A 22015-nucleotide genomic window follows, 5' to 3' on the forward strand; every position below is an offset into this window, starting at 1 on the left:
CTTAAACCTAACTTGCTTTTGCTTTCGAAGACTTGGAATATTGCGTGCTTATTTCGGGGCAGGGGGCTGCATGAGAAACGGGAACTGGAGAAAGATCACTGATCTCTACCTGCAACTTCTGGAGGTGCCAGAATCAGATCGCGCAGCCCACCTCGACCGCCTGGCTCTTGCCGAAGAAGAGAAGACAGCGCTGAGCCGCCTGCTTGTCGCAAATACGCAGGATGCAGATTTTTTCGCCACCGGCGGGGCCATCGAACATCACCTTCAATTTCTCAATGCAGGCGAGACGCTCGGCAGCTGGCGCATTCTAGAGATGATCGGTGCCGGTGGAATGGGCGAGGTGTACCGTGTTGAGCGGGCCGACGGGCATTACAATCAGATCGCTGCACTCAAGCGCATCACTCTCTCGGATGAGGCCGCCTTCGCGCGCTTTGAACGTGAGCGCCAGATCCTCGCCCGGCTGGAGCATCCGAATATCGGCCGTCTGATCGATGGCGGGGTAGATGACAAGGGCGCTCCCTATTTTGTGATGGAGCTCATCGAAGGTCAGACCCTGCTTGACTATGCGAAGGGCCGCAGGCTGAACCGGGAGCAGATTCTTCAACTCTTTCTGAAAGTCTGTAGCGCACTTTCCCATGCTCATGGGCGCTTTGTGCTGCACCGGGACCTGAAGCCCACCAACATCATGGTCAACACCAGCGGAGAGGTGAAGGTCATCGATTTTGGCGTTGCCGGTCTGGTCGAGCAAGGCGATCAGGACCTTCGTGCGCCGATGACCCTTCAATATGCCGCCCCTGAACAGCTTGATGGTCGCGAGTCTTCTGTTCAGACGGATATTTTCAGCCTCGGCCTGACCCTCGCGGAGTTATTGACGGCCGATGCGCCAGCCGCCCTTGATCCCGGCAACCGAGTCAGGCTGGACGGGCTGCCCGCAGATCTCGCGGCCATCCTGAAAAAGGCGACCGACCCGGATGTGTCCGAACGCTATGAGAGTGTCGATGCGCTGGCATCCGATATTCGGAACTTCCGTACACATCGTCCCGTCATGGCCAGACACCCGAACACGCTTTACAAAGGCGTCCTGTTCATGCGCCGCAACGTGATGGCGGTCGGCTTGGTTTGCGTATTGTGTGCAGGCTTTGTCGGCGTCAGCTGGCAATATGTGAAGGCTGAGCGCGAGCGGGATGTTGCCCTACACGAACGCGAACGGCTGAGGACAATGCAGGCTGCGACCTTCCTCATGTTCTCCGAGGCAGGGAATGGCGGTGGCGAGAAGACGGCCGGGTCCCTGATCCTGAAGGCGGCCGAGCAGGCCAAAGCCGACTTTGAATCGGACCCTGAAAAGGCGGCCCCTGTGCTTCAGATGTTCGGGGAAATGCTCTTTCTGATCAATGATTACACCTCGGCTGAGCCATTGCTTCGGTTGGTTTCGGACCTCCCGGTCAAATCCGGCAATGAAGACATGATCGCTCGGGCCTCGCATGATCTCGCGAATGTCTACTTGCGGTCCGGCAAGGTGGAGCAGGCAGGAGGGGCGCTTGAGCGCGCGCTGGAGATCTGGAAATCCGATCCGGCACAGTATCATGATCAGATTCTGGGGGCCGCGCTGATCGAGTCGCAGCTGATGGCCGAAACTGGGGATCTTGAACAGGCCGAAGCCCTTTTGTCCGAAAGCCTTCCCCGACGTATCGCCTTTTCGGGCGAAACATCGCTGGAGACGGCCATACTCCTCACAAATATCGGTGTTGCCCGGATGCGGCTCGGCAATATTGAGGGGGCGCTCAGAAGTTCTGAGCGGGCCCGTGATGTTTTTAACGCGATCGAGCGCCTCGATACTCCTGATGGCCTTAATGCGATGAACAATCTCGCAACTCTCTATCATATCAGTGGCCGACTGGAGGAGGCTGAAGCGGCCTATCTGGCGACGCTGGATATCCGCCAGAAGCTCTACGGCCCGTCCACGGCGCTCGCTGTGCTTATGTCCAACTATGGAAAGCTGAAACTGCAGCAGGAAAAAACTGCTGAAGCTGCTCTCCTGCTGTCCAACGCCGTCGAAATGGCGGACGAGTTCAGCGGAGCGTCTAGCCCGGCGGCTCTTGCGGCACGTTTCGGCCTGATCGAAGCACTCGCCAATTCCGAGCAGATCGAAGAGGCGGAGGCCGTACTGACCGATGTCAGCATCAGCCTCAATGATGCCGGCATAACCAGCGGCGCTTATATGGGCCTTTTTTATGTGGCCAGCGCACAGGTTGCAGCTGCGAAGGGCGACCCTTCGGCAGCGCTTGCGTCACTCGATGCTGCGGATCAGTTTTTTGCGGAGATGGGAGCGCCTGCAGCGCGGTATGCCGCCAAGGCACAACAGGTGCGCGACAGTCTCAATCAGGATGTGGCTGGTACACCCCTCTGAGCGGGGCCGGAGGGCAGGTGTCCGCTTTTCCCCTGATCTCGCGTGGTCAGTGATGGGAACGGGACGTGACTGACCGGTTTTAGCGACACTCGCTCCCGTCGTTACATCCAACTCTGAAGGTTACACACATCATGAAAAAACACATCCGTAAGAGCCTTGTTGTCGGCAGTGCCATGATGGCTCTCGGTGCCGCGCACGCGCACGCGCAGGTACAGGTCGAACAGATCGGCACAGTGTCGATTAGTCTGTGCGATGCAGGGGTCCTCACGAAACTCAGCGGAGATGACCTTCGTGCCGCACTGATCAAAAATCTCCGGATCAAGCCCGGCAGGGGCGTTGAGGAAGGCCGACTTTACATGGCCAGGATCGAGGACGGTAAGGTCAGGGATATTTTTGTTTCCGAGACTTTTTCGGCCGCTCCCAAAAAAGGTAGCGAGGCCGGTTTCTTCCCCGGCGACATGTACTTTCCGGGCGATATGTATTTCCCTGGCGATATGTATTTTCCCGGGGACGTCTACTTTCCGGGCGACATGTATTATCCGGAAAAAGAGCGTAAAAGCGCTGTTAAAAAGGCAGCGGAGGCATCCTTCGTTCGAGCGTCCCAAAAAGATGGCTGGTTCTTTATCGTCATCGCGGAGAAGGGGATGGCGCAAGCCTCCGGTATGACCGTGGCTTCAAAGGGAAAGTGACCCTGCACGCTGTTATCATGGGCGCGGGGCTTGCCGGACTTTCGGTGGCCCTGCGCCTAAGGCAGATCGGTCTTGACCTGACAGTGCTGGACCGGCGTGAGCGGACCACATCGCCGGTCTCTCACTCTTTCGCGCATCGCCTCTCACGCGATACGTTGCGGGGCATCCTCTCCGACCCTCTCGTTGATCTGGCCATTCCGGTCTTTCCGCATCGCCTGTCCGTCCTCTTGCTGGAGAAGCTGGCAGCTGAGGGGATCTCGCCGCAGTATCAGGCCCCGGTCCAACATGTCGACTGGTCCCGCAGAGCGCTCATGGTTGGCGGCGAGGAACAGACATTTGATCTTCTCATCGACGCCACGGGGGCCGCCCGCGCCGGTCTGCGCCGTCTTCCCGGCGATACAGAAGTGACAATCGAAGCGATCGATCAGGCGTCGATCACTTATGCCATCGAGCTGCAACGCTCTGGCAATCTGCATCCGAAATCAGGCCTGTCCCGCGTCGGCGATGTGGGCCTGGCATGCCTCTTCGATGAGAGCGACGCCTGCCTGACGGCCGGCATGAGAGGGCGTACGGCACGGACGCCCGAGGCGCTTTGCCAGATTGCAGATATGGTGTTCGGGGCGCGCCTTGTGCCAGTAAGCCCTGAAACCGTCAGGACATATGCGTTTCGTGAAATGACTCGGCTCATTCTCGATGGCCCTGACGATCTGTCTTTCGTCTCCATAGGCGATGCGCTTCTGCAGACCGATCCGGTCTTCGGCATGGGTCTGCAATCCCTGGCGATGCAGCTTGATGTTATCGAAGCCTATTTCTCAGGAGCCGATACGCCGTGCGAGTCCTGGCAAGTGCTCCGCGAGGAGATGGAGTCCGCTGTTCTACCCATCTGGCAGGGCCAAGTTTTTGCCGGAGCGCTCCAGGCCGGGTGAGCCAGCCATGAGCGCTCCGGCGCCGGTTTACGGTGTTCAGACCGTTTGTGGTGTTTGAGCCTCTGGCGCGGGTTTCTTTCCTGCCCAGCTGGCTGCTTTCTGCTGAAGTTTCGAGAACTTGCCCGACAGGTTCTCCAGCCGTGCCTGCCATTCAGGGTCCGGTGTCTGACCTTCGATAGCCTTGAAGTAGACCTGCATCATGCATGTAATCGCCAGCGGCTCTATCAGGGCGGCCTTGATGGCCCAGGCAAATATGAACGCAAAGATCACGCCGCCAGCAGACCATGCGCCGGGCAGGAACCATACAAGGGCTGCTGCAGGCGCAAGCAGCAGAAGAAAGATCAGGAATGACAGGACGTAGACGAAGAACGCCAGCCAGGCCGCGTTCTTGAGCATCAGCTTGTGATTCTGACCATAATAGACGAGGGCTTCCTTTGCCGAGCCCCATGGATTGTCGCTTTGCGTACGGATGGCAAAAGCAAGAATGATTTCATCTGCAAAGCCGACGGCGATCTTCAGAAAGGCCCGGATGACACCAACAACATTCCGGATGCCGGGAATGGGCAGGAAGGATGCAATGCCTTCGATCAATCCGGTAATCGCGGACAGCACGCCCTTGACCAGCTGGTCGATGCCAAAAAGGACCGACGACTGCACGAACCGCTCCTTCACGATGCTCGCCCCATAGGTGATCTGGTTCTTGCCGGTCGGGATCTCCTCTCCGTCCATCAGCTTGATAAGAACGGCAATATGCGCGGCCTTGACCTGGTAGAGGATAAACTCACGGGCAAGATAGATTGCCCCGCCGGTTAAGCCGAGACCGATCAGCGAGCCCCACATGGCGCCCGCGGGGCGGCCATCCGGACCGGAAAATCCACCAATGCCCCATCCAACTCCGCCGGATATCCCGGTGATCAGAACAGTTGCAACGGCGATTCCGCCATAGATAGCGGCGCGAAGTAAAAGGTATGGTGCGGTTCGAGCCATAAGGCCGAAAGCACCGGAAAGACTGAAATTCCACACGGGCAGCTCCTGTATTTCGGGATTTGGAAGGTCAGGGTTTCCAGCCGGTGACGGTGCGGAAAGGGGTGCTTATGTCGCCGGACTGGCCGCGCAAATCGAGCGCATAATTCATCATCTTGCGCACATCCGTGCCCGATACGCATGAGTAGGTGAGGGCATCTCCTTCCCCCAGCGGGTAGTAGGTGCGGTCAAGCGATTCCACCTTCGTCTTGAAGGCTGCTGCCATCTCTTCATTCGTGCGAGGCTCAGTCATCTCGATGAGCTCGGAAAGATAATTCACCCTGTCGCTTGTCATCTGGCAGACGAAAAAGACGCTCTGCCCACGCGTTTTCTTCGTGGCCGGTTTCGACGTTTCTGCCGTGGACGCGGCCGGTGCATCTTGCGCCGCCTGGCTGCCGGTTTCTTCGTCCTTGCATCCGGCGAATGCCAGAATGGCGAGGGATAGGGGGAGTAGAAGAAACTTGTTCATGAGCTTGTCCTTTTTCCGTTGGGTTCTGTTCCTTCCACGCAGAAGCGGGCAAAAGCCGGACAAGCCAATCAAGCTTTTTTGAATTTTTTCATTCTGCTTGGGGTAGATTGCTCTGCGCAGACGGGAGGCAGGACGTGACGAAACACTGCTCAAGTGGCCTCGCGTCAATCTGGCCGCGACTGGAGAAATGAGTCGCAGGCGGAGGAGGCCGTGCAAGAGGTTGCTTAATTCTCTTGGAGTTTGCTCGCCTATATCCCCCGTCAGTGTGACGGAGGAGGGGGCTACTATTCAATTTGCATGAATGGTGGGCGATACTGGGATTGAACCAGTGACCCCTGCCGTGTGAAGGCAGTGCTCTACCGCTGAGCTAATCGCCCGAGATTCGGGAAAACGGGTCTTACTTAGCCTATCGATTGGGGTCAATCACCGACTGCACTGTCAAATATCTGGCGGCTGATCCATGATTTATCAGTATGGGAGCCATGTCTTTTTGCGGGCACTATTTCTTTTGCAAATTTTGGTGCGACACATCGAAACACGGCGATGGTTTCTATTGCAACTAAATCAAATCACCGGTGGGCACTCAAATAGTGCATTAAAAACAACGCATATTGTGGCATTTTCATGCTTTTTGGCAGTTGCTTATGCTAAAAACAGCGAATGATGAACAACCATTCATCCTGAACATCTGTTCATATTCAAACCTTACTCGAATTTCACATGGGAAAAGGGTTGTGAAGGCGGTCGAGAGGCGTCATTTAAGCGTCACGAACGGAGCACGGACCCACAGTGTCTGCCCGTTACAAAAAGAAGCAAACGAAGGACAGGCAGGCTGGAGGACAACCTCCATGCATTGCTATTTAGCCTGGAGAGATTGAAATGAAAGACTGGTGTAACACAGAAGGCGCACGTCGCCTTCGCGAGAAAATTCGTGAGTATTGGGCCGAACGTGGCTTCGAAGTTGACGTCGACCTGGTCGACGCAGGCTTCGTCCCTGCCATGCGCAGCGCACGTACCGATCTGCGTAGCAACATGGTGAACGGCATGCCCCGCCGCCGCATTGCAAAAACGCAAGAAGAAGTGCGTACGTCCTACCGTCCTAACGACGCGATGGTTGAGGCGGCCTAAGCGCCAACTCCCGGATCAGGGCCGGAAGCTCGGCAAATGACGCAGCAGTTTTATCTGCTGACATTTCCGGGGCGGGCCCATATCCAAAACTGACAAATATGAAGGGCAGTCCGGCATTCCGGGCTGCCCTTTCGTCTGTCTGGCTGTCGCCAATCATGATGCTCTTTTCGAGATGACCGCCTGCGGCATCGAGCGTCTCGAGGATATGCCCGCCGTCGGGTTTTTTCTGTGCGACGGCATCGGCGCCACGAACCGCTTCAAACCACCGACTTAGTTCAAGGCCATCCAGGACCCTGATGGCCAGATCCTGCGTCTTGTTCGTGCAGACAGCGAATTGGGCGCCGCGTTCCGACAAGTTCTGCAGTGCTTTTTCGACGCCATCATATGGCCGGCTGAGGTCGCAGATATGCTGTCTGTAAAAGTCTAGAAACGAGCTCCAGACAGGCTCGATTTCGGCCTCATCCAGCGTAATGCCTTGTGATGCGAGCCCTTCAACAATCATCGCTTTGGCCCCGTGCCCGATGAGGGAATCAATCACATCAAACGGGACTTCTGCGTAGCCGGCCTTAACAAGGCAGTGGTTGAGGGCCCGGTGTAAATCCGGAGCGGTGTCGACCAGGGTTCCGTCGAGATCAAAGATGATCGTCCAGCCTTTCAGGTCACTGTCTGTCATTTCGCATCCTCTACCATCTCGCTTCGACTCGTCTGATGGTTTACGTCAGATGTCAAAGCAGAATGAGACCGAACGCATGAAAGAACGGGCAGCAATCATCCTGGCGGCCGGGCAGGGCACGCGCATGAAATCGGCGCTTCCAAAGGTGCTCCACAAGATCGGTGGCCGTCCCATGCTCGACTGGTCAATTGCGCTCGCGCGGAAAGTTGGCTGCACGCGTATCGTCACCGTGGTGAGTAAGGATTCGGATGCACTGTCTGCGCACGTCCTCAAAGCACTCGGGGATGGATCGGTTGCTGTACAAGATCCTCCGATGGGCACCGGACATGCGGTGCAGGCGGCGCATTCCAATATTCAAGGCTTCGATGGCCATGTGATCGTGCTCTACGGCGATACACCGCTAATCTCTCCCGCTTCGGTCGAGGCTCTCTTCGAAAGCCTTGATGCGGGCGCGAAGGTTGGTGTGCTTGGTTTTGAGGCGGCTACGCCTGGCGCGTACGGCCGGCTTGTGACCAATGACGAGGGTGACCTTGAAAAGATTGTGGAGGCCAAGGAAGCCACGCCGGAAGAGCTGGCCATTCAGCTCTGCAATTCCGGCGTGATGGCTGTCAGGTCCGGCGACCTCTTCCAGCTATTGGACGACGTCACAAATGATAATGCGAAAGGCGAGTATTATCTAACTGACATTGTTGGTCTGGCGCGCAAGAGCGGGGGAAGGTGTGCGGTTGTCAGGTGCCCCGAGAATGAAGTGATGGGGGTGAACTCCAAAGCTGAGCTGGCGCGCGCAGAGGCCGTGTTTCAGGCAGGCCGCCGGCAGGACATGCTGGACGCCGGCGTCACGCTAACGGGGCCGGAGACCGTGTTCTTCAGCTTCGATACCGAGATCGAGCCAGACGTTATTGTCGAGCCGAACGTGGTCTTTGCGCCAAATGTACACGTCATGAAAGGCGCAACGATCCGGGCGTTCTCACATCTTGAGGGCGCGATCGTTCGCGAAGATGCTGAGGTCGGGCCTTATGCGCGGCTTCGACCCGGCGCAGACATCGGGCGGGGCGCGAGGATTGGAAATTTTGTTGAAGTCAAAAAAACGCGGGTGGGTGATGGTGCAAAAGCCAATCACCTAGCCTATCTCGGCGATGGTTTCATTGGTGCGAACGCGAATATTGGTGCAGGTACCATCTTCTGTAATTATGATGGTTTTCTGAAGTACGAAACACGCATTGGAGAAGGCGCCTTTGTAGGCTCGAACAGCGCTCTGGTTGCGCCAGTTTCGGTAGGTGATGGCGCAATTGTGGGGTCCGGCTCCGTGATTACGGACGATGTCACGGCAGGCGCTCTTGCCGTCGGCAGGGGGCGTCAGATCGAGAAACAGGGTTGGGCCGAAGCATTCCGTTCGCGCAAGCGTGCAGAGAAAAAAGCCAAAGGCTAAAGGAGGCGCGAGAATGGCGTTCGAACGAGAAAAAGAAAATGCCGCAGTCGCGGCGCTCGAATTTGTCGAAGACGGCATGACGATCGGGCTTGGCACAGGCTCCACAGCAAAATTCTTTGTGGAAGCGCTGGCCGAAGAGGTCGCTGATGGCCTGATGGTCAAAGGTGTACCGACCAGCGAGGAAACACGGCGTCTGGCCGAGTCGCTGGGCATAACGCTGCTTCCGGTTGAGCAGGTCGATAGAATTCACGTCACGGTCGATGGCGCGGACGAAGTCGATGGAGATGCGCAGCTGATCAAAGGCGGTGGGGCGGCGTTGCTGCGCGAGAAGATTATCGCAAATGCCAGCGACCTGATGATTGTCATCGCAGATCCGTCAAAGCAGGTTGAAGTGCTTGGTGCCTTTCCGCTGCCTGTGGAAGTGACCCCATTTGGTTTCACGATCACAGCGAAGAAAGTTTACGACGCGCTTCAGGCGGCAGGCGTCAATCGCCCGAGGATTGAAGTGCGGACAGGTGGTGGCAACAAACCTGTGATCACCGATGGCGGAAATTTCATCCTGGATTGTCGCTGCTCTGTTATTCCGGATGTGCCCAAAGCGGCAGCGTTGCTGTCGACGATACCGGGTGTCGTAGAACATGGGCTTTTCATCGGACTGGCAAGAACAGTGATCATCGGCAGCGATGATGGGGCATCGATATTTGAATACTGAGCCCCGTAGGGCCATATGGCCGACCTCAAACAAGATTATAGAGGTAAGCCTGCATGTCCGACACAAGCTATGACTACGACCTATTTGTTATCGGTGCTGGATCGGGTGGTGTAAGGGCCGCACGTATCGCGGCGCAGGCCGGCGCCAGGGTCGCGGTCGCAGAAGAGTACCGGATCGGCGGAACCTGCGTCATTCGCGGATGTGTGCCCAAGAAGTTCATGGTCTATGCAAGCGACTATGGCACCAAGATCGATGAAGCCAAAAAGTATGGCTGGAAGGTCGAGAAGGGTGGTTTTGATTTTCCGGAATTCATGTCGAACATGAATGCTGAGGTCGATCGCCTTTCCGGCATTTATCTCCGCAATCTTGCGAATGCCGGCGTCGACGTTTTTGAAGAGCGCGCTGAGTTTGAGGACGCAAATACGATTGTGTTGTCCAATAGCGGCAAGCGCTTCAAAGCGGAAAAAATCCTTATCGCGACCGGCGGAACGCCTTGGCGGCCGTCCCCCGACGAACTTCCGGGGGTTGAGCACACCATTACATCGAATGAGATCTTCCAACTCGAAACCTTGCCCAAGCACATTGTGATTGCTGGCGGAGGCTACATCGCCTGTGAGTTTGCGCACATCTTCGCGGGGCTGGGCGTTGAAACATGCCTCGTCTACCGCGGAGACACCGTGCTGAATGGATTTGACTGGGACGTTCGCACAGCAGTGCATGAAGGCCTGAAAGACGCAGGCGTACGCGTCATCACATCTACCGTTTTTGAAGAGATCAAAGAAGTTGATGGAGAGGCATGTCCCTATTGCATCACCTTGTCGAACGGCATGGAGTTGAATGCCGACGTGATCATGATGGCGACGGGGCGCCGGGCTGCGACCGATGGTCTTGGTTGCGATAAGGCAGGCGTGAGCCTCGATAGCCGAGGTGGCGTGATTGTTGACGAAGCATCTCGCTCGAGCGTTCCGAACATCTTTGCTGTTGGCGACGTGACCAATCGAATCGAACTGACGCCGGTTGCCATTCGTGAAGGACACGCATTCGCCGACACGATGTTCGGCGGCAAGGATTGGTCATTCGATCATGACAATGTTGCGTCTGCCGTTTTCACGCAGCCTGAAGTCGGAACTGTCGGCATGACAGAGGCTGAAGCGCGCAAGGCATTCGACGAGGTTGATATCTACAAGACGCGCTTCAAGCCAATGAAGACGGCGCTTCACGGCGGAAGTGAACGTGTTCTCATCAAGCTGGTCGTCAACGCGGCTGACCAGAAAGTCGTTGGCGTTCACATCGTCAGCCCCGATGCCGGCGAGATGATCCAGATGATTGGTGTAGCCATCAAGATGGGCGCCACGAAGGAAGACTTTGACAGGACGTGTGCTGTGCATCCGACGATCGCTGAGGAGATCGTGACGTTGCGCCAGAAATGGGTGCCGGAAACCAGTCCCGCCTAGCCGTTCGAGCACTCAATTTTTGCACTGCTGGAAACCCGCAATGTAAGTGCAGGCCATGCTAGAACTTGTCTGCCATCCGCCATTGTGTTTAAGACGCGCGGTTCAGGAGACCGATGATGACGTGGAAACCAGATAGCTGGAGAACCAAACCAGCCAAACATATTCCGGAAGACTATCCGGACGTTGCCGCTCTGGCAGATGTCGAGAAGCGCCTGAAAGCGTTTCCTCCGCTTGTGTTTGCAGGTGAAGTGCGCCGTCTGAAGCAGAGCCTTGCAAACGTTTCGGCTGGCGAAGCTTTCCTTTTGCAGGGCGGCGACTGCGCTGAGAGCTTCAAGGAGTTCAGCGCGGACAATATCCGCGACACGCTGCGCGTGATGTTGCAGATGGCTGTGGTTCTGACGTTCGCGGCCTCCAAGCCAGTTGTGAAAGTTGGTCGACTTGCGGGTCAGTTCGGCAAGCCTCGCTCCTCACCCGTTGAAACCATTGATGGTGTCACGCTGCCATCTTATCGCGGCGATAATATCAACGGGATGGATTTCACGCCGGAGTCGCGTACGCCGGATCCGGATCGACTGATTACAAGCTATTCCCAATCGGCATCGACGCTGAACCTGGTTCGCGCCTTCTCACAAGGCGGCTATGCGGACCTCGCGAACGTGCACCGCTGGATGCTCGGCTTCGTGGATCGCTCGCCTCAGGGGGAGCGCTACAGCGCCCTGGCAGACCGCATCAGCGACGCCCTTTCATTCATGAATGCCTGCGGTGTGAACTCACAAAGCGTTCCGCAAATGGCGCAAGTGGATGTCTATACGTCCCATGAGGCCCTTTTGCTGGGCTTTGAAGAGGCCATGACGCGTGTCGATTCGACCTCCGGCGACTGGTACGACACCTCGGCTCACATGCTGTGGATTGGTCACCGGACGCGCCAGATTGATCATGCGCATGTCGAGTTCTGCAAAGGCGTCCGCAATCCGCTTGGCATTAAATGTGGCCCAGGCCTCGAAACCGATGAACTGCTGCGTCTGATCGATACGCTGAACCCGAATGATGAAGCTGGACGAATTACGCTGATTTCGCGCTTTGGGTCTGATGGCGTTGCTGAAGGGATGCCGCCACTTGTCCGGGCGATCAAGAAGAGCGGGCGCAATGTTGTCTGGTCATGTGACCCGATGCACGGAAACGTTCTAAAAACGGCAAGTGGCTTCAAAACCCGGCCAGTTGACCGGATCCTGTCCGAAGTCAGCCAGTTTATCGATATCGTGTCGGCCGAAGGATGTTATCCGGGCGGCGTGCATTTCGAGATGACGGGGCAGGATGTCACCGAGTGTATTGGCGGCGCCCAGGCCATCTCAGAAGCTGACTTGTCATCGCGATACCACACGCATTGCGATCCGCGTCTCAATGGCGAGCAAGCGCTTGAACTGGCCTTCCTGATCGCTGAGAAGCTGCAGCACATGAAAGAAGCCGTTAGCGCAGAAGCCCGCGCAACAGGCTGATAGGAGACACTGCCATGCACCGGAGGCGGGTCTGGCCCGCCTGGGCAAGGCCAAGTGACATCACAGATCTGTTGCGGCTCTCAGGGCCGATCGCTGTCTCACGCGCGGCGATGATGCTTATGGGCCTGACGGACGTTATTGTCCTGGGCCAGAATGCGCCGTCAGAGCTTCCTTTTGTTCTGAACTCGTGGCTGCCCATTGGCGTCTCGCTCGGGCTAACCATGGGATTGCTGCTCGGCGTGTCCGTGCTGACGGCGGAGCTTTCTGGCATCGGGAGAGGGGCCGAGACTGGACGCATTTTCAGGCGCGGCATGAAGTTCTCACTATGGTTTGGCGCGCTATTGACTGTAGGCGTCGTGCTGCTGGTTGGGCCGATGTTCACGCTGCTCGGCTTCGAGGCCGATATCGCTTCTGGAACGACAGCTGTTTCGCGCATTCTCGCCTATGGTCTGATCGGCCATATGATTACGCATGTGGCGGGCTCGTATCTCGAAGCGCTCCGTAGGCCGCTTGTTGTGACCGCGATGATGTATTTCGGCGTTGTCGTGAACCTCATCATCGATCTTGCCGTTGTCGCAGGCTGGTGGGGCATGCCGAAAATGGGGGCAGAGGGGGTTGCCATTGCGACGACCGGGACGCGCTGGTTCCTGGTTATTCTGTTCCTGATTGCGGTCTGGAAGTTCACGCCCGCTTTCAGGTCATCGCCGGATGGGCCGCCGGGTGAAGCACGCCGCCAGTTCTCCGTTGGCTACGGCATGGCCGTGTCGAATGTGGCGGAGTGGGGCGGCTTCAATTTTACTTTCGTCGTTGCGACATGGATCAGTACCGCAGCCACGACCGTTTACGGCATGGCTGTGCACGTGATCGGTTTCTGCTTCATGGCATTTCTTGGCCTTGGCACAGCGACAAGCGTGCGTGTCGCGGAGGCTTATGGGCGAAAGAACAGCGAGCAAGTCCGCGAGGCTTCGCGGCTGGGCGTTGTTGCGACCGTCCTGATAGGGCTAGTGCTGGGACTCGTCGTATGGGTTTTCCGGGCGCCGATCGCTGGCGTGCTGGTGAAGTCGGATGCCGTCGTGGACGGCGTCACGATCCGGCCAGAACTCTTACCTATTATCGGGTTCACGGCGTTTGTTCTTGTCTTTGATGGCCTGCAGAACGTCGCTTCGATGGCGCTCAGAGCCCAAAACGTTATCTGGCCGCCGACGACCGTCCACCTCATGTCTTATTTTCTGATCATGATCCCGGCGACATATTATTTCGGTCTCGTTCGGGGCGGTGGCGCAATTGGGATGATGCAGGGCGTGCTGCTAGCTTCGGTTATTGCTGGCGCGCTGCAATTAGTTCTGCTCGAACGCAAAGCGGCGCGCCGGTTAAAACCAACGCGCCGCCCGGCATAGATATTCAAAGAATGATCTAGATGTCTTTCAGAGCCGAAGCTGGCTTGAAAGCACCTGAGGTCTTCTCGGCAATCTGGATCGTTTCGCCCGTTGCCGGGTTGCGTCCTTCGCGTGCGCCGCGCGTTTTCGCGTGGAACGTGCCGAAGCCTGCAATTGCCACCTGCTTACGGCTTTTGACCGCGCCGGAGATGGTGTCGAAAACTGCGTCTACCGCCTTGCCGGCGTCTGCTTGAGACATGCCAGCAGATTCTGCGACGGCTTTTGTAAGTTCACCCTTGTTCATCGGGGCCTCCTTTTAGCTAACGGCGATACGGTGCCGCCTATGTTTTCTACATGATTCGAAAGGGGTAGATATCCTGAAAACCCAATAACGACGGGCTATTTCAGCAGAATCCAACCTTCTTCAGCGATTATCTGGGGAATTTCTGTTTCTTCGAGGCCTTCTGGAGGCCCAAAAAGTGCGCCCAGACGGCCTTTCTCGTCTAGACTGCAATAGTGACGGGCAAGAGCTTCGACCTGAGCGCGGTCGGTCACCTGGCCGTCTACGGGCTTCACATCGACAAGCGATGGGTAGACTTCGGCGAACACGATGTCGGTTTCAGCCAACGTCTCATCGTCGAATGTCGCGAACCCGGTTTCAAATGGCCAGATCTTTGATTTCGGCAGCGCCTTGCGAAGTTTCTGTACGGCGGGAATGCCGAGTAGAGACTGGCTGCCAACAGAGCCAGCGCCATAGAGCTGCCATCCAGATTTTGGCTTGGACTTGTAGTTTTTTCGCACCCAGTGTTCGGCCACCCGAAATTCATCCACGACACTGTCGCTGAAGTCGCCCTTGGTTGCGCTCAAGGTCGATATCCGGTCGCGGGGCGGGGCGCCCCAGAATGGGTGTGGCCCCTTGGTCATGGCGTAGTTAAGCCCGGCAGCGATTGCGAAACGCGTGTTCGAGTTGTCGGACTTCTCTTTTACCTTGGCGGCGAGGTGATCATGCATGGCCTGCCAGGCTGGCTTGTCTTGCGGAAGCCCTGCAGCTTTTGCCGTGCCAGCCGGATAGCCAAGACTGAAATCAACGCCGATCAGAACCTTGTCACCGCGTGAGGTAAAACGTTCTGCGAGTTCCTGGATCATCTCTGTCGCTGCCATGCGCGTAGATGGATTGGCGGCGCTGAATTGAAACTTCAGCCGGGCATCGCGGGCCAGGGCGCCAATCCAAACCGAATTGGCGCCCTGCGCAGGTTTGCTCGCAGCGCTCCAGTCAACGATGATGTATGCGTCGAACAGGCGCGCCATGGAGTTCTCCTTTTAGAATGCCTGACAATCAGGCCAGCTTCACAAGCATTTTGCCTCTGTTACGGCCCTGGAAGAGACCAAGAAAGGCCTCGGGTGCAGACTCGATGCCCTCCATGACAGTTTCCTCGAACTGCATCTGGCCAGATTTGATCCACTTCGCCATATCGGCCATGAAATCGGGCTGCATGTCAGCATGCGTTGAAACAATGAAGCCGCGGATCGAAAGCTGTTTGCCGACGATCTGGATCATATTGCGAGGGCCGGGCACCGGCTCGGTTGCATTATATTGGCTGATCATCCCGCAGACTGCGAAGCGCGCCATAGGCCGGGCACACTCAATTGCCGCTTCCAGATGATCACCGCCCACATTGTCGAAATAGACGTCGATGCCTTTTGGGGCGGCCTTCTGCAGGGCGCCCAATAGCGATTCATAGGTGTCGTGGGCCTTGTAATCGATCACTTCATCGACGCCGAGTTCTTTCAGAAGATCGCATTTTTCCTTACCGCCTGCCGAGCCGATGACTTTGCAGTTCTTGATCTTGGCGATTTGCGCGACGGTTGAGCCGACAGCGCCGGCAGCACCTGATACGAAGACGGTATCGCCTTCTTTCAACGCAGCGACACGAAGCAGACCTGCATAGGCCGTGAGGCCCGGCATACCGGCAACGCCGAGCAGGGCCGAATCAGGAAGCTCTGTGGATGGCATCTTTGTCGCGCCAACCGCTTCAGGCTTGGCTGTCCAGGCTTCCCGCCAACCGGCCATGGAGGTCACAAGATCACCTTCCGAGAAGTCAGGATGGGCTGAGGCGGTGACCCGTCCAACAGCGCCGCCCTGGAGCAGTTCGCCGATCTGGAAAGGGGGCACATAGCTCTCGCGATCATACATCCGTCCACGCATGTAAGGGTCGACAGACATCCAGCTATTCTGAACCTGAATTTCGCCGTTTGCAGGCGCAGCGGCCTCACCGTCAATCATCTGAAAATCGTCGCTCTTGGGCATGCCGACGGGACGTTTGGCCAGAGCCCAACCCTTTGAATTCAATGCTGTCATGATATCCTCCTTTGGTATTTTCTTAGCGCAGAGATGGCGCTTCTGAGAGAGACTGTGAAGGTGCTGCGGTAAGAATTAGCAAGACTCTTTGACCAGCAGGTCTGAAGCTTGATGTTGCGTGTCTGCCCAAACGGGTGCGAAGGGAAGGCGCAATTGTGGAGCAGATAATGCCATTACTGAAAACAGGTCTGGTAGGCGCTGGCGTCTTTGGCGGCTATCATGCCGGGAAAATCGCCGCCTCAAACCGCACTGAATTCATGGGGGTTTTTGACCCTGATATGGCGCGTTGCAAGACATTGGCGGACAAGCATGACGTTCCTGCGTTCAAGTCGCTGGGTGATCTTCTCAAAGCCTGCGACGCTGTCCTTGTTGCATGCCCTGCCGTCTATCACGGCGAGACGGTCGCCGCGGCATTAGAGGCCGGCGTACATGTGCTTGTTGAGAAGCCTCTGGCGCTGAATGCGCAAGCTGCCGACAGCCTGGCCGCCTTAGCCGAAGACAAGAACCTTGTTCTGCAGGTCGGACATCAGGAGCGACTGGTGCTTGATGAAATGGGCTTCTTCTCGATTGATGAACCTGTGCTGGCGATAGAAGCTGTACGCGAGGGTCCACCAGCGCCGGACGGCCGGGCCGGTGACGTATCGGTGATCTGGGATCTGATGATCCATGATCTTGATATGGTCGCGAAGCTGATGGGACGAGCCGTGTCTGCCACCGGAGAAGGCTCAATCAGGCATTCTGACCATATCGACGAGGCCCGCGCAGAACTCTCCTTTGATGGTGGTCGCAGCGCTGTCGTAAGCGCAAGCCGAGCCGCAGCTGAGCGTAACCGCCGCATGAAAGTCGTGTACGCATCGGGCGAGATCGAAATTGATTTTCTGACGCGTGCCGTCGTGAATTCGACCAAGCATCGCATCAAAGCAGATGTCTCAGCCGAATTACCTGACCCGCTGGGCGCCGCCGATGAAGCGTTTTTCGCTTCCTGTCTCGGTGAGAGAGAAACCCCTATACCTGGCAAGGAAGCCGCCGAGGCTGTTCGACTTGCCGAATCGATTGAAACTTCAGCCCTGAAAAAGATCGGAGCCTAGACCATGGCCGCAGATGGAAAACTTGTTGAATTGCCAGACGATGCGCCGATCCAGTTCTTTGACCTGAAAGCGCAACAGGCCTCAATCCGGCCAGCTCTTGAGCAACGCTGGACGACCATTCTGGATCATGGACGATATATCGGCGGGCCAGAAGTCGATGAATGTGAGCAGAAGCTTTGTGAGTTTACTGGCGCAGCCGATGCTGTTGCTGTGGGCTCAGGCACACAAGCGCTCGTGATGCCGCTCATCGCGCTTGGTTACGGACATGGCGACGCGGTCTTCATTCCCGGCTTTACGTATAATGCGACGGCAAACGCCGTTCTCCTTGCTGGCGCAACGCCGGTGCTGGTCGATATCGATCCGAAGACATTCAATATGGATGCCGAGGATCTCGAGCGGAAAGTTCAGCGCGTCAAAGGCACGCGGAATTTGCGGGCGCGAGCTGTCATCCCTGTCGATCTTTACGGTCTGGCAGCGGACTACAAAGCCATCAGCGAAGTCGCCGATGCGCATGGTCTTGTTATCGTCGGAGACGGAGCGCAGGCCTTTGGCGCGAAGCAGGATGGTCAGTGGCTCGGTACGCTCGCAGAGATTACCGCAACCAGCTTTTATCCAACCAAGACGCTGGGCGGCTATGGCGACGGCGGTGCGATCCTCGTCCGCGACAAGGAAATGGGCGATCTGCTTCGCTCGATCCGCTGGCATGGCACCGGCGACAATCGTAAGGAATCGATCCGCGTCGGCATCAACGGACGTTGCGACTCGATCCAGTGCGCTGTGGTCGCTGAGAAGCTCGGCATTTTCGAAGCTGAGCGTCAGCGCCGGAAGCTTGCCGCAGGCATCTATGATCAACGCCTTGGTGGTAAGGTCGAGGGGCAGGTGGCCGGACAGTCGGATGAGCATGCCTACGGGCTCTACACGATCCGCGTGCAGGACCGGGACAGTGTTCGTTCCAAATTGCAGGACGCAGGGGTTCCGACGGCGATCTATTACGACACACCGATCCATCAGATGCCGGCTTTCGAACAGTTCGCGCCAGCACGTGGTCTGCCTGAATGCGAGAAGGCTTCACGAGAGGTGCTGAGCCTGCCAATGCACCCATACTTGTCGGAAAGTCAGGTTCATCGGGTCTGCGACGCGCTTCTTGGGGCTTTGCAGAGCTGAAAACGCGGCTTAAGTCACCGCCATGTCTGACAGTTTAAAGATCCTTGTTGCGCAACTGAACCCGATTGTCGGCGATATCGACGGCAATCTCGAAATGGCGCGCAAGACATTGAAAGAAGGCGCCTCACGCGGGGCTGATCTCGTCGTCTTTGCCGAGATGTTTCTGCTTGGGTACCCTCCAGAGGACCTCGTGCTGAAACCAAGCGCGGTCGATGACTGCATGCATGCCGCACGTGAGCTGGCGCGAGAAAGCGTCGACCTTCCGGCCTTCGTCATCGGCTCACCATGGGCCGAAGAGGGCGCGCTCTATAATTCTGCCGTCTATTGCGCGGGCGGAAAGGTTGAAGCGCGCTATGACAAGCAGCAACTGCCAAATTACGGTGTGTTCGATGAGCAGCGTCTGTTTGACAAAGGCACGTCGCCAGCCGTCATCGTTGAGCTTAAAGGCGTTAAAATCGGCCTCGCCATCTGTGAAGACGTCTGGTTCGAACGCGTGCCGCGGGCAACGCGGGCAGCAGGCGCAGAGCTCTTCATTATTCCGAACGGGTCGCCGTGGCGGCGTAGCATTCACCAAGAGCGCGCCGAGGCGTTTGATCGCTGGAGCGGGCTTGGCATGCCCTACATCTTCGTCAACCAGGTAGGCGGACAGGATGAATTGGTTTTTGACGGCGGCTCCTACGTGACGAACACGACCCATGGCGAACGCTGCGGACTCATTGGCCAGTTTGTGTCGGGGACAGAGCTCGTCGAGTTCGATCTGGAGAGCCGCAAACTGGTCCTGAAAGATGAAGGTTGCAGGCTGGACCATGACGGTTGGCACATGGAGTACCGGGCAGCGACGCTGGCGCTTGGTGATTACGTCAACAAGAACAAGTTTCCAGGCGTCGTGCTTGGCATGTCAGGGGGAATCGACAGTGCGCTCACCGCGGCGATTGCCGTCGATGCGCTGGGCGCTGATCGCGTCTGGTGTGTGATGCTGCCGTCGAAATATACCTCGTCAGACAGTCTTGAGGACGCCAAGGCTTGCGCTGAAGCATTGGGCGCGCGGTATGACATCATCAATATCCGGCCGGGCGTGAACGCACTGGATGAGATGCTAGCCGAGCAATTTGAAGGCCTTGAGGCTAACACGACGGAAGAAAACATTCAGTCGCGTCTGCGGGCTGTCACGCTGATGGCGCTGTCGAACAAGTTTGGCCATATGGTGGTCACGACCGGCAATAAGTCTGAAATGGCCGTTGGATATGCGACGCTCTATGGCGACATGTGCGGCGGTTACAATGCGCTGAAAGATTTCTACAAGACTGAAGTCTTCGAGCTTTGCAAATGGCGCAACCTCAACCATCCGGATGGCGCGCTCGGGCCAACAGGTGAGGTGATTCCAGAGCGGATCATCACCAAGCCGCCATCGGCCGAGCTACGCGAAGATCAGAAAGATGAAGACTCGCTGCCTCCTTATGATCAACTGGACGACATTTTGCGCGGTCTTGTCGATGAGGAAGAAGACATTCGCGAGATCATGGCGCGCGGGCATGATGAGGCGACTGTTAAGCGGATCGAGCATCTCTTGTATCTTGCCGAATACAAGCGTAGGCAGGCGCCGCCCGGCGTGAAGGTCGGTGGCAAGAATTTCGGGCGCGACCGTCGCTATCCGATTACCAACCGTTTCAGGGATGATTGATGACGTCTCCAACCGTTAGATTCGCTCCATCGCCGACTGGCAAGCTGCATGTCGGCAATGTCCGCACCGCGCTGATCAACTGGCTCTTTGCGAAGGGGCAGGGCGGCAGGTTTATCCTGCGCGTCGACGACACCGATACGGAACGCTCGACCAAAGAGAATGAAGACCAGATCAAGGCCGATCTCAAATGGCTCGGTCTGGACTGGGACGACACGTTCAATCAGTCCGACAAGTTCGCACAATATGATGCCGCCGCTGACAAGCTTCGTGACATGGGGCTGCTCTACGCCGCGTATGAGACCGCTGACGAACTAGATCGCAAACGCAAGATCGCGCTCTCGCGTGGCCGTCCGCCGGTTTATGATAGAGCTGCCCTTAACCTCACAGATGAAGACAAGGCGAAGCTCGAAGCCGAAGGCCGCAAGCCACACTGGCGCTTCAAGCTGTCCGGCGATCGCGTTGAATGGAATGACCTTGTTCGCGGACAGCAGAGCATTGATACGTCCAGCGTGTCCGACCCGGTGCTGATCCGCGAGGATGGCTCCTACCTCTATACGCTGCCATCTGTTGTCGATGATATCGACGCGAAGATTACCCACGTCGTGCGCGGTGAAGATCACGTCACCAATTCAGGCGCGCAGATTGAAATCTTCAAGGCGCTCGGCGGCACGGCGCCGGACATGGCGCACACGCCGCTTCTGGTCGATGCCGAAGGCGGCGCGTTTTCCAAACGCCTCGGTTCGCTGAGCATGGACACGCTGGAAGCGCGGGGCATCCTGCCGATGGCGATCCTGTCGCTGCTCGCAAAACTTGGGACGAGCGACAATATCGATGTGCGTGAAACGCATGAGGCGCTTGCGGCAGACTTCGATTTTTCCAAGATCGGCCGCGCGCCAGCAAAGTTCGACGAGAAGGATTTGCTCGCTCTGAACGCGACGCTCTTGCATTCAATGCCATTCGCGGCGGTTGAAGAGCAGCTGAAGGCAATTTCTCCAGAAGCAGCGAACGAGACGTTCTGGCTTGCGGTCCGCGAAAATTGCCAGACCGTTCATGATGCCAAGCCCTTTGCCGATATTGCCTATGGGCGCATTGAGCCAGTGGTCGATGATGAGGATGCCGATTTCATTTCCCAGGCTGGAGACCTCCTGCCTGATGGTGAGATCACAGCTGAGACGTGGAAGACCTGGACGTCTTCTCTGAAAGAGCAAACTGGTCGCAAGGGGCGCGGACTGTTCATGCCGCTCCGCAAGGCGCTGACCGGACAGGAGCATGGGCCCGACATGGGCGTGCTGTTGCCACTCATCGGCCGCGAAGCGGTCGTGCGCCGATTGGCGAACGCCTAGCTAGCTGCTCAGCGTAACCAACCTGTCCTTAAGCGCCGCGATTGCCGCCTCAGGCGTATTCTCGTGCACGAGCGTGGCGCGGAACTCTTCGGGTGTGAATTTGCCGTCGATGATGTGGTTCATCAGTTCGAAGAAGGGTGCCCAGAAGCCGTCCTCATCGAGGAAGGCCATTGGCTTGGCATGCAGGCCAAGACGCGCCCAGCTCAGCATTTCGACAGCCTCTTCGAGCGTGCCGATGCCGCCTGGCAATACAATGAAGGCGTCGCTTTCATCGAACATCATCTGCTTACGCGTGTGCATGTCATCAACAATGACGTGCTCAACGTCTTCAAAAATGCGCTCTTTCTGCAGCAGGAATTTCGGCATGATGCCGAGCACTTCGCCGCCCGCCTCGTGAACGGCACGTGCACAAGCGCCCATAAGGCCAACGCCGCCGCCGCCATAGACAAGCCGAAGATCCTTCTCGGCAAGGGCGCGGCCAAGATCCTTGGCGAGTTGGATATAGGCTGGCTTCACGTCATTCGATGAGCCGCAGTAAACACAGACAGATTTCAGTTTTGGCATTCGGGTATAATTCCTGTTTCAGTCCGCCATTTAG

At 57.0% G+C, this 22015-nt stretch carries 20 protein-coding genes and 1 tRNA gene; 13 read left to right on the top strand and 8 right to left on the bottom strand.

What is annotated here, in order from left to right:
* The first annotated feature begins 70 nt into the window (after nucleotides 1-70).
* The 3 genes from B8783_RS05035 to B8783_RS05045 all read left to right on the top strand — a co-directional run bounded on the left by B8783_RS05035 (nucleotide 71) and on the right by B8783_RS05045 (nucleotide 4022).
* Nucleotides 71-2407: a serine/threonine-protein kinase gene (locus B8783_RS05035; RefSeq protein ID WP_084418713.1), complete on the top strand. Its 2337-nt coding sequence runs from the start codon at nucleotides 71-73 to the stop codon at nucleotides 2405-2407.
* Between the two features lie 131 nt (nucleotides 2408-2538).
* A complete protein-coding gene (locus B8783_RS05040; protein ID WP_084418715.1) occupies nucleotides 2539-3096 on the top strand; it encodes a hypothetical protein in 558 nt (185 codons plus the stop codon).
* A complete protein-coding gene (locus B8783_RS05045; RefSeq protein WP_139792251.1) occupies nucleotides 3093-4022 on the top strand; it encodes an FAD-dependent oxidoreductase in 930 nt (309 codons plus the stop codon). The genes B8783_RS05040 and B8783_RS05045 overlap by 4 nt, the downstream gene beginning before the upstream one ends.
* Before the next feature lie 36 nt (nucleotides 4023-4058).
* Here the strand turns inward: B8783_RS05045 and B8783_RS05050 are convergent, their stop codons facing one another.
* From B8783_RS05050 to B8783_RS05060, 3 genes are all read right to left on the bottom strand, one after another.
* Entirely contained in the window at nucleotides 4059-5045 is a 987-nt protein-coding gene (locus B8783_RS05050; RefSeq protein ID WP_084418719.1) for a hypothetical protein, read from the bottom strand.
* Nucleotides 5046-5076: 31 nt separating this feature from the next.
* On the bottom strand, nucleotides 5077-5514 hold the full coding sequence (locus B8783_RS05055) for a hypothetical protein (protein WP_084418720.1): 438 nt from the start codon (nucleotides 5512-5514) through the stop codon (nucleotides 5077-5079).
* Between the two features lie 302 nt (nucleotides 5515-5816).
* A tRNA-Val gene (locus B8783_RS05060) sits at nucleotides 5817-5891 on the bottom strand.
* A 502-nt stretch (nucleotides 5892-6393) separates the two neighbouring features.
* Here B8783_RS05060 and B8783_RS05065 point away from each other — a divergent pair.
* Entirely contained in the window at nucleotides 6394-6642 is a 249-nt protein-coding gene (locus tag B8783_RS05065; protein WP_084418722.1) for a hypothetical protein, read from the top strand.
* Here the strand turns inward: B8783_RS05065 and B8783_RS05070 are convergent.
* On the bottom strand, nucleotides 6614-7315 hold the full coding sequence (locus B8783_RS05070) for an HAD hydrolase-like protein (protein ID WP_084418724.1): 702 nt from the start codon (nucleotides 7313-7315) through the stop codon (nucleotides 6614-6616). The genes B8783_RS05065 and B8783_RS05070 overlap by 29 nt on opposite strands.
* A 76-nt stretch (nucleotides 7316-7391) precedes the next feature.
* Here B8783_RS05070 and glmU point away from each other — a divergent pair, with 76 nt between their 5' ends.
* The 5 genes from glmU to B8783_RS05095 all read left to right on the top strand — a co-directional run bounded on the left by glmU (nucleotide 7392) and on the right by B8783_RS05095 (nucleotide 13803).
* Nucleotides 7392-8744: a bifunctional UDP-N-acetylglucosamine diphosphorylase/glucosamine-1-phosphate N-acetyltransferase GlmU gene (glmU, locus tag B8783_RS05075; protein WP_084421904.1), complete on the top strand. Its 1353-nt coding sequence runs from the start codon at nucleotides 7392-7394 to the stop codon at nucleotides 8742-8744.
* A 13-nt stretch (nucleotides 8745-8757) separates the two neighbouring features.
* Nucleotides 8758-9456: a ribose-5-phosphate isomerase RpiA gene (gene rpiA, locus B8783_RS05080; RefSeq protein ID WP_084418727.1), complete on the top strand. Its 699-nt coding sequence runs from the start codon at nucleotides 8758-8760 to the stop codon at nucleotides 9454-9456.
* Nucleotides 9457-9509: 53 nt separating this feature from the next.
* Nucleotides 9510-10910 (top strand): glutathione-disulfide reductase, encoded by a 1401-nt coding sequence (gor, locus tag B8783_RS05085; protein ID WP_084418729.1) that lies wholly within the window; start codon nucleotides 9510-9512, stop codon nucleotides 10908-10910.
* 116 nt (nucleotides 10911-11026) lie between these two features.
* Nucleotides 11027-12406: a class II 3-deoxy-7-phosphoheptulonate synthase gene (locus B8783_RS05090; protein WP_084421906.1), complete on the top strand. Its 1380-nt coding sequence runs from the start codon at nucleotides 11027-11029 to the stop codon at nucleotides 12404-12406.
* 14 nt (nucleotides 12407-12420) lie between these two features.
* Nucleotides 12421-13803: an MATE family efflux transporter gene (locus B8783_RS05095; protein WP_084418731.1), complete on the top strand. Its 1383-nt coding sequence runs from the start codon at nucleotides 12421-12423 to the stop codon at nucleotides 13801-13803.
* 16 nt (nucleotides 13804-13819) lie between these two features.
* On the opposite strand, the gene B8783_RS05100 is transcribed toward B8783_RS05095, so the two are convergent.
* The 3 genes from B8783_RS05100 to B8783_RS05110 all read right to left on the bottom strand — a co-directional run bounded on the left by B8783_RS05100 (nucleotide 13820) and on the right by B8783_RS05110 (nucleotide 16141).
* Nucleotides 13820-14086 (bottom strand): HU family DNA-binding protein, encoded by a 267-nt coding sequence (locus tag B8783_RS05100; RefSeq protein WP_084418733.1) that lies wholly within the window; start codon nucleotides 14084-14086, stop codon nucleotides 13820-13822.
* Between the two features lie 95 nt (nucleotides 14087-14181).
* A complete protein-coding gene (locus B8783_RS05105) occupies nucleotides 14182-15090 on the bottom strand; it encodes a hypothetical protein (protein WP_084418735.1) in 909 nt (302 codons plus the stop codon).
* Between the two features lie 28 nt (nucleotides 15091-15118).
* Complete coding sequence (locus B8783_RS05110) at nucleotides 15119-16141, bottom strand: NADP-dependent oxidoreductase (RefSeq protein WP_084418736.1); 1023 nt, start codon at nucleotides 16139-16141, stop codon at nucleotides 15119-15121.
* A gap of 167 nt (nucleotides 16142-16308) precedes the next feature.
* Between B8783_RS05110 and B8783_RS05115 the strand changes: the two genes are divergently transcribed.
* From B8783_RS05115 to gltX, 4 genes are read left to right on the top strand one after another with little or no spacing between them, the layout of a single operon-like run.
* Nucleotides 16309-17229, top strand: coding sequence for a Gfo/Idh/MocA family protein (locus tag B8783_RS05115; protein WP_084418738.1), 921 nt, complete (start codon nucleotides 16309-16311; stop codon nucleotides 17227-17229).
* Between the two features lie 3 nt (nucleotides 17230-17232).
* Nucleotides 17233-18393, top strand: a complete 1161-nt coding sequence (locus B8783_RS05120; protein ID WP_084418740.1) for a DegT/DnrJ/EryC1/StrS family aminotransferase — start codon at nucleotides 17233-17235, stop codon at nucleotides 18391-18393.
* Between the two features lie 22 nt (nucleotides 18394-18415).
* Nucleotides 18416-20074, top strand: a complete 1659-nt coding sequence (locus tag B8783_RS05125; RefSeq protein WP_084418742.1) for an NAD+ synthase — start codon at nucleotides 18416-18418, stop codon at nucleotides 20072-20074.
* On the top strand, nucleotides 20074-21417 hold the full coding sequence (gene gltX, locus B8783_RS05130) for a glutamate--tRNA ligase (RefSeq protein WP_084418744.1): 1344 nt from the start codon (nucleotides 20074-20076) through the stop codon (nucleotides 21415-21417). The genes B8783_RS05125 and gltX overlap by 1 nt, the downstream gene beginning before the upstream one ends.
* On the opposite strand, the gene B8783_RS05135 is transcribed toward gltX, so the two are convergent.
* Complete coding sequence (locus B8783_RS05135) at nucleotides 21418-21981, bottom strand: LOG family protein (protein WP_084418745.1); 564 nt, start codon at nucleotides 21979-21981, stop codon at nucleotides 21418-21420.
* Nucleotides 21982-22015 lie beyond the last annotated feature (34 nt).

It is taken from the genome of Henriciella litoralis (genome assembly GCF_002088935.1).
Taxonomy (GTDB): domain Bacteria; phylum Pseudomonadota; class Alphaproteobacteria; order Caulobacterales; family Hyphomonadaceae; genus Henriciella; species Henriciella litoralis.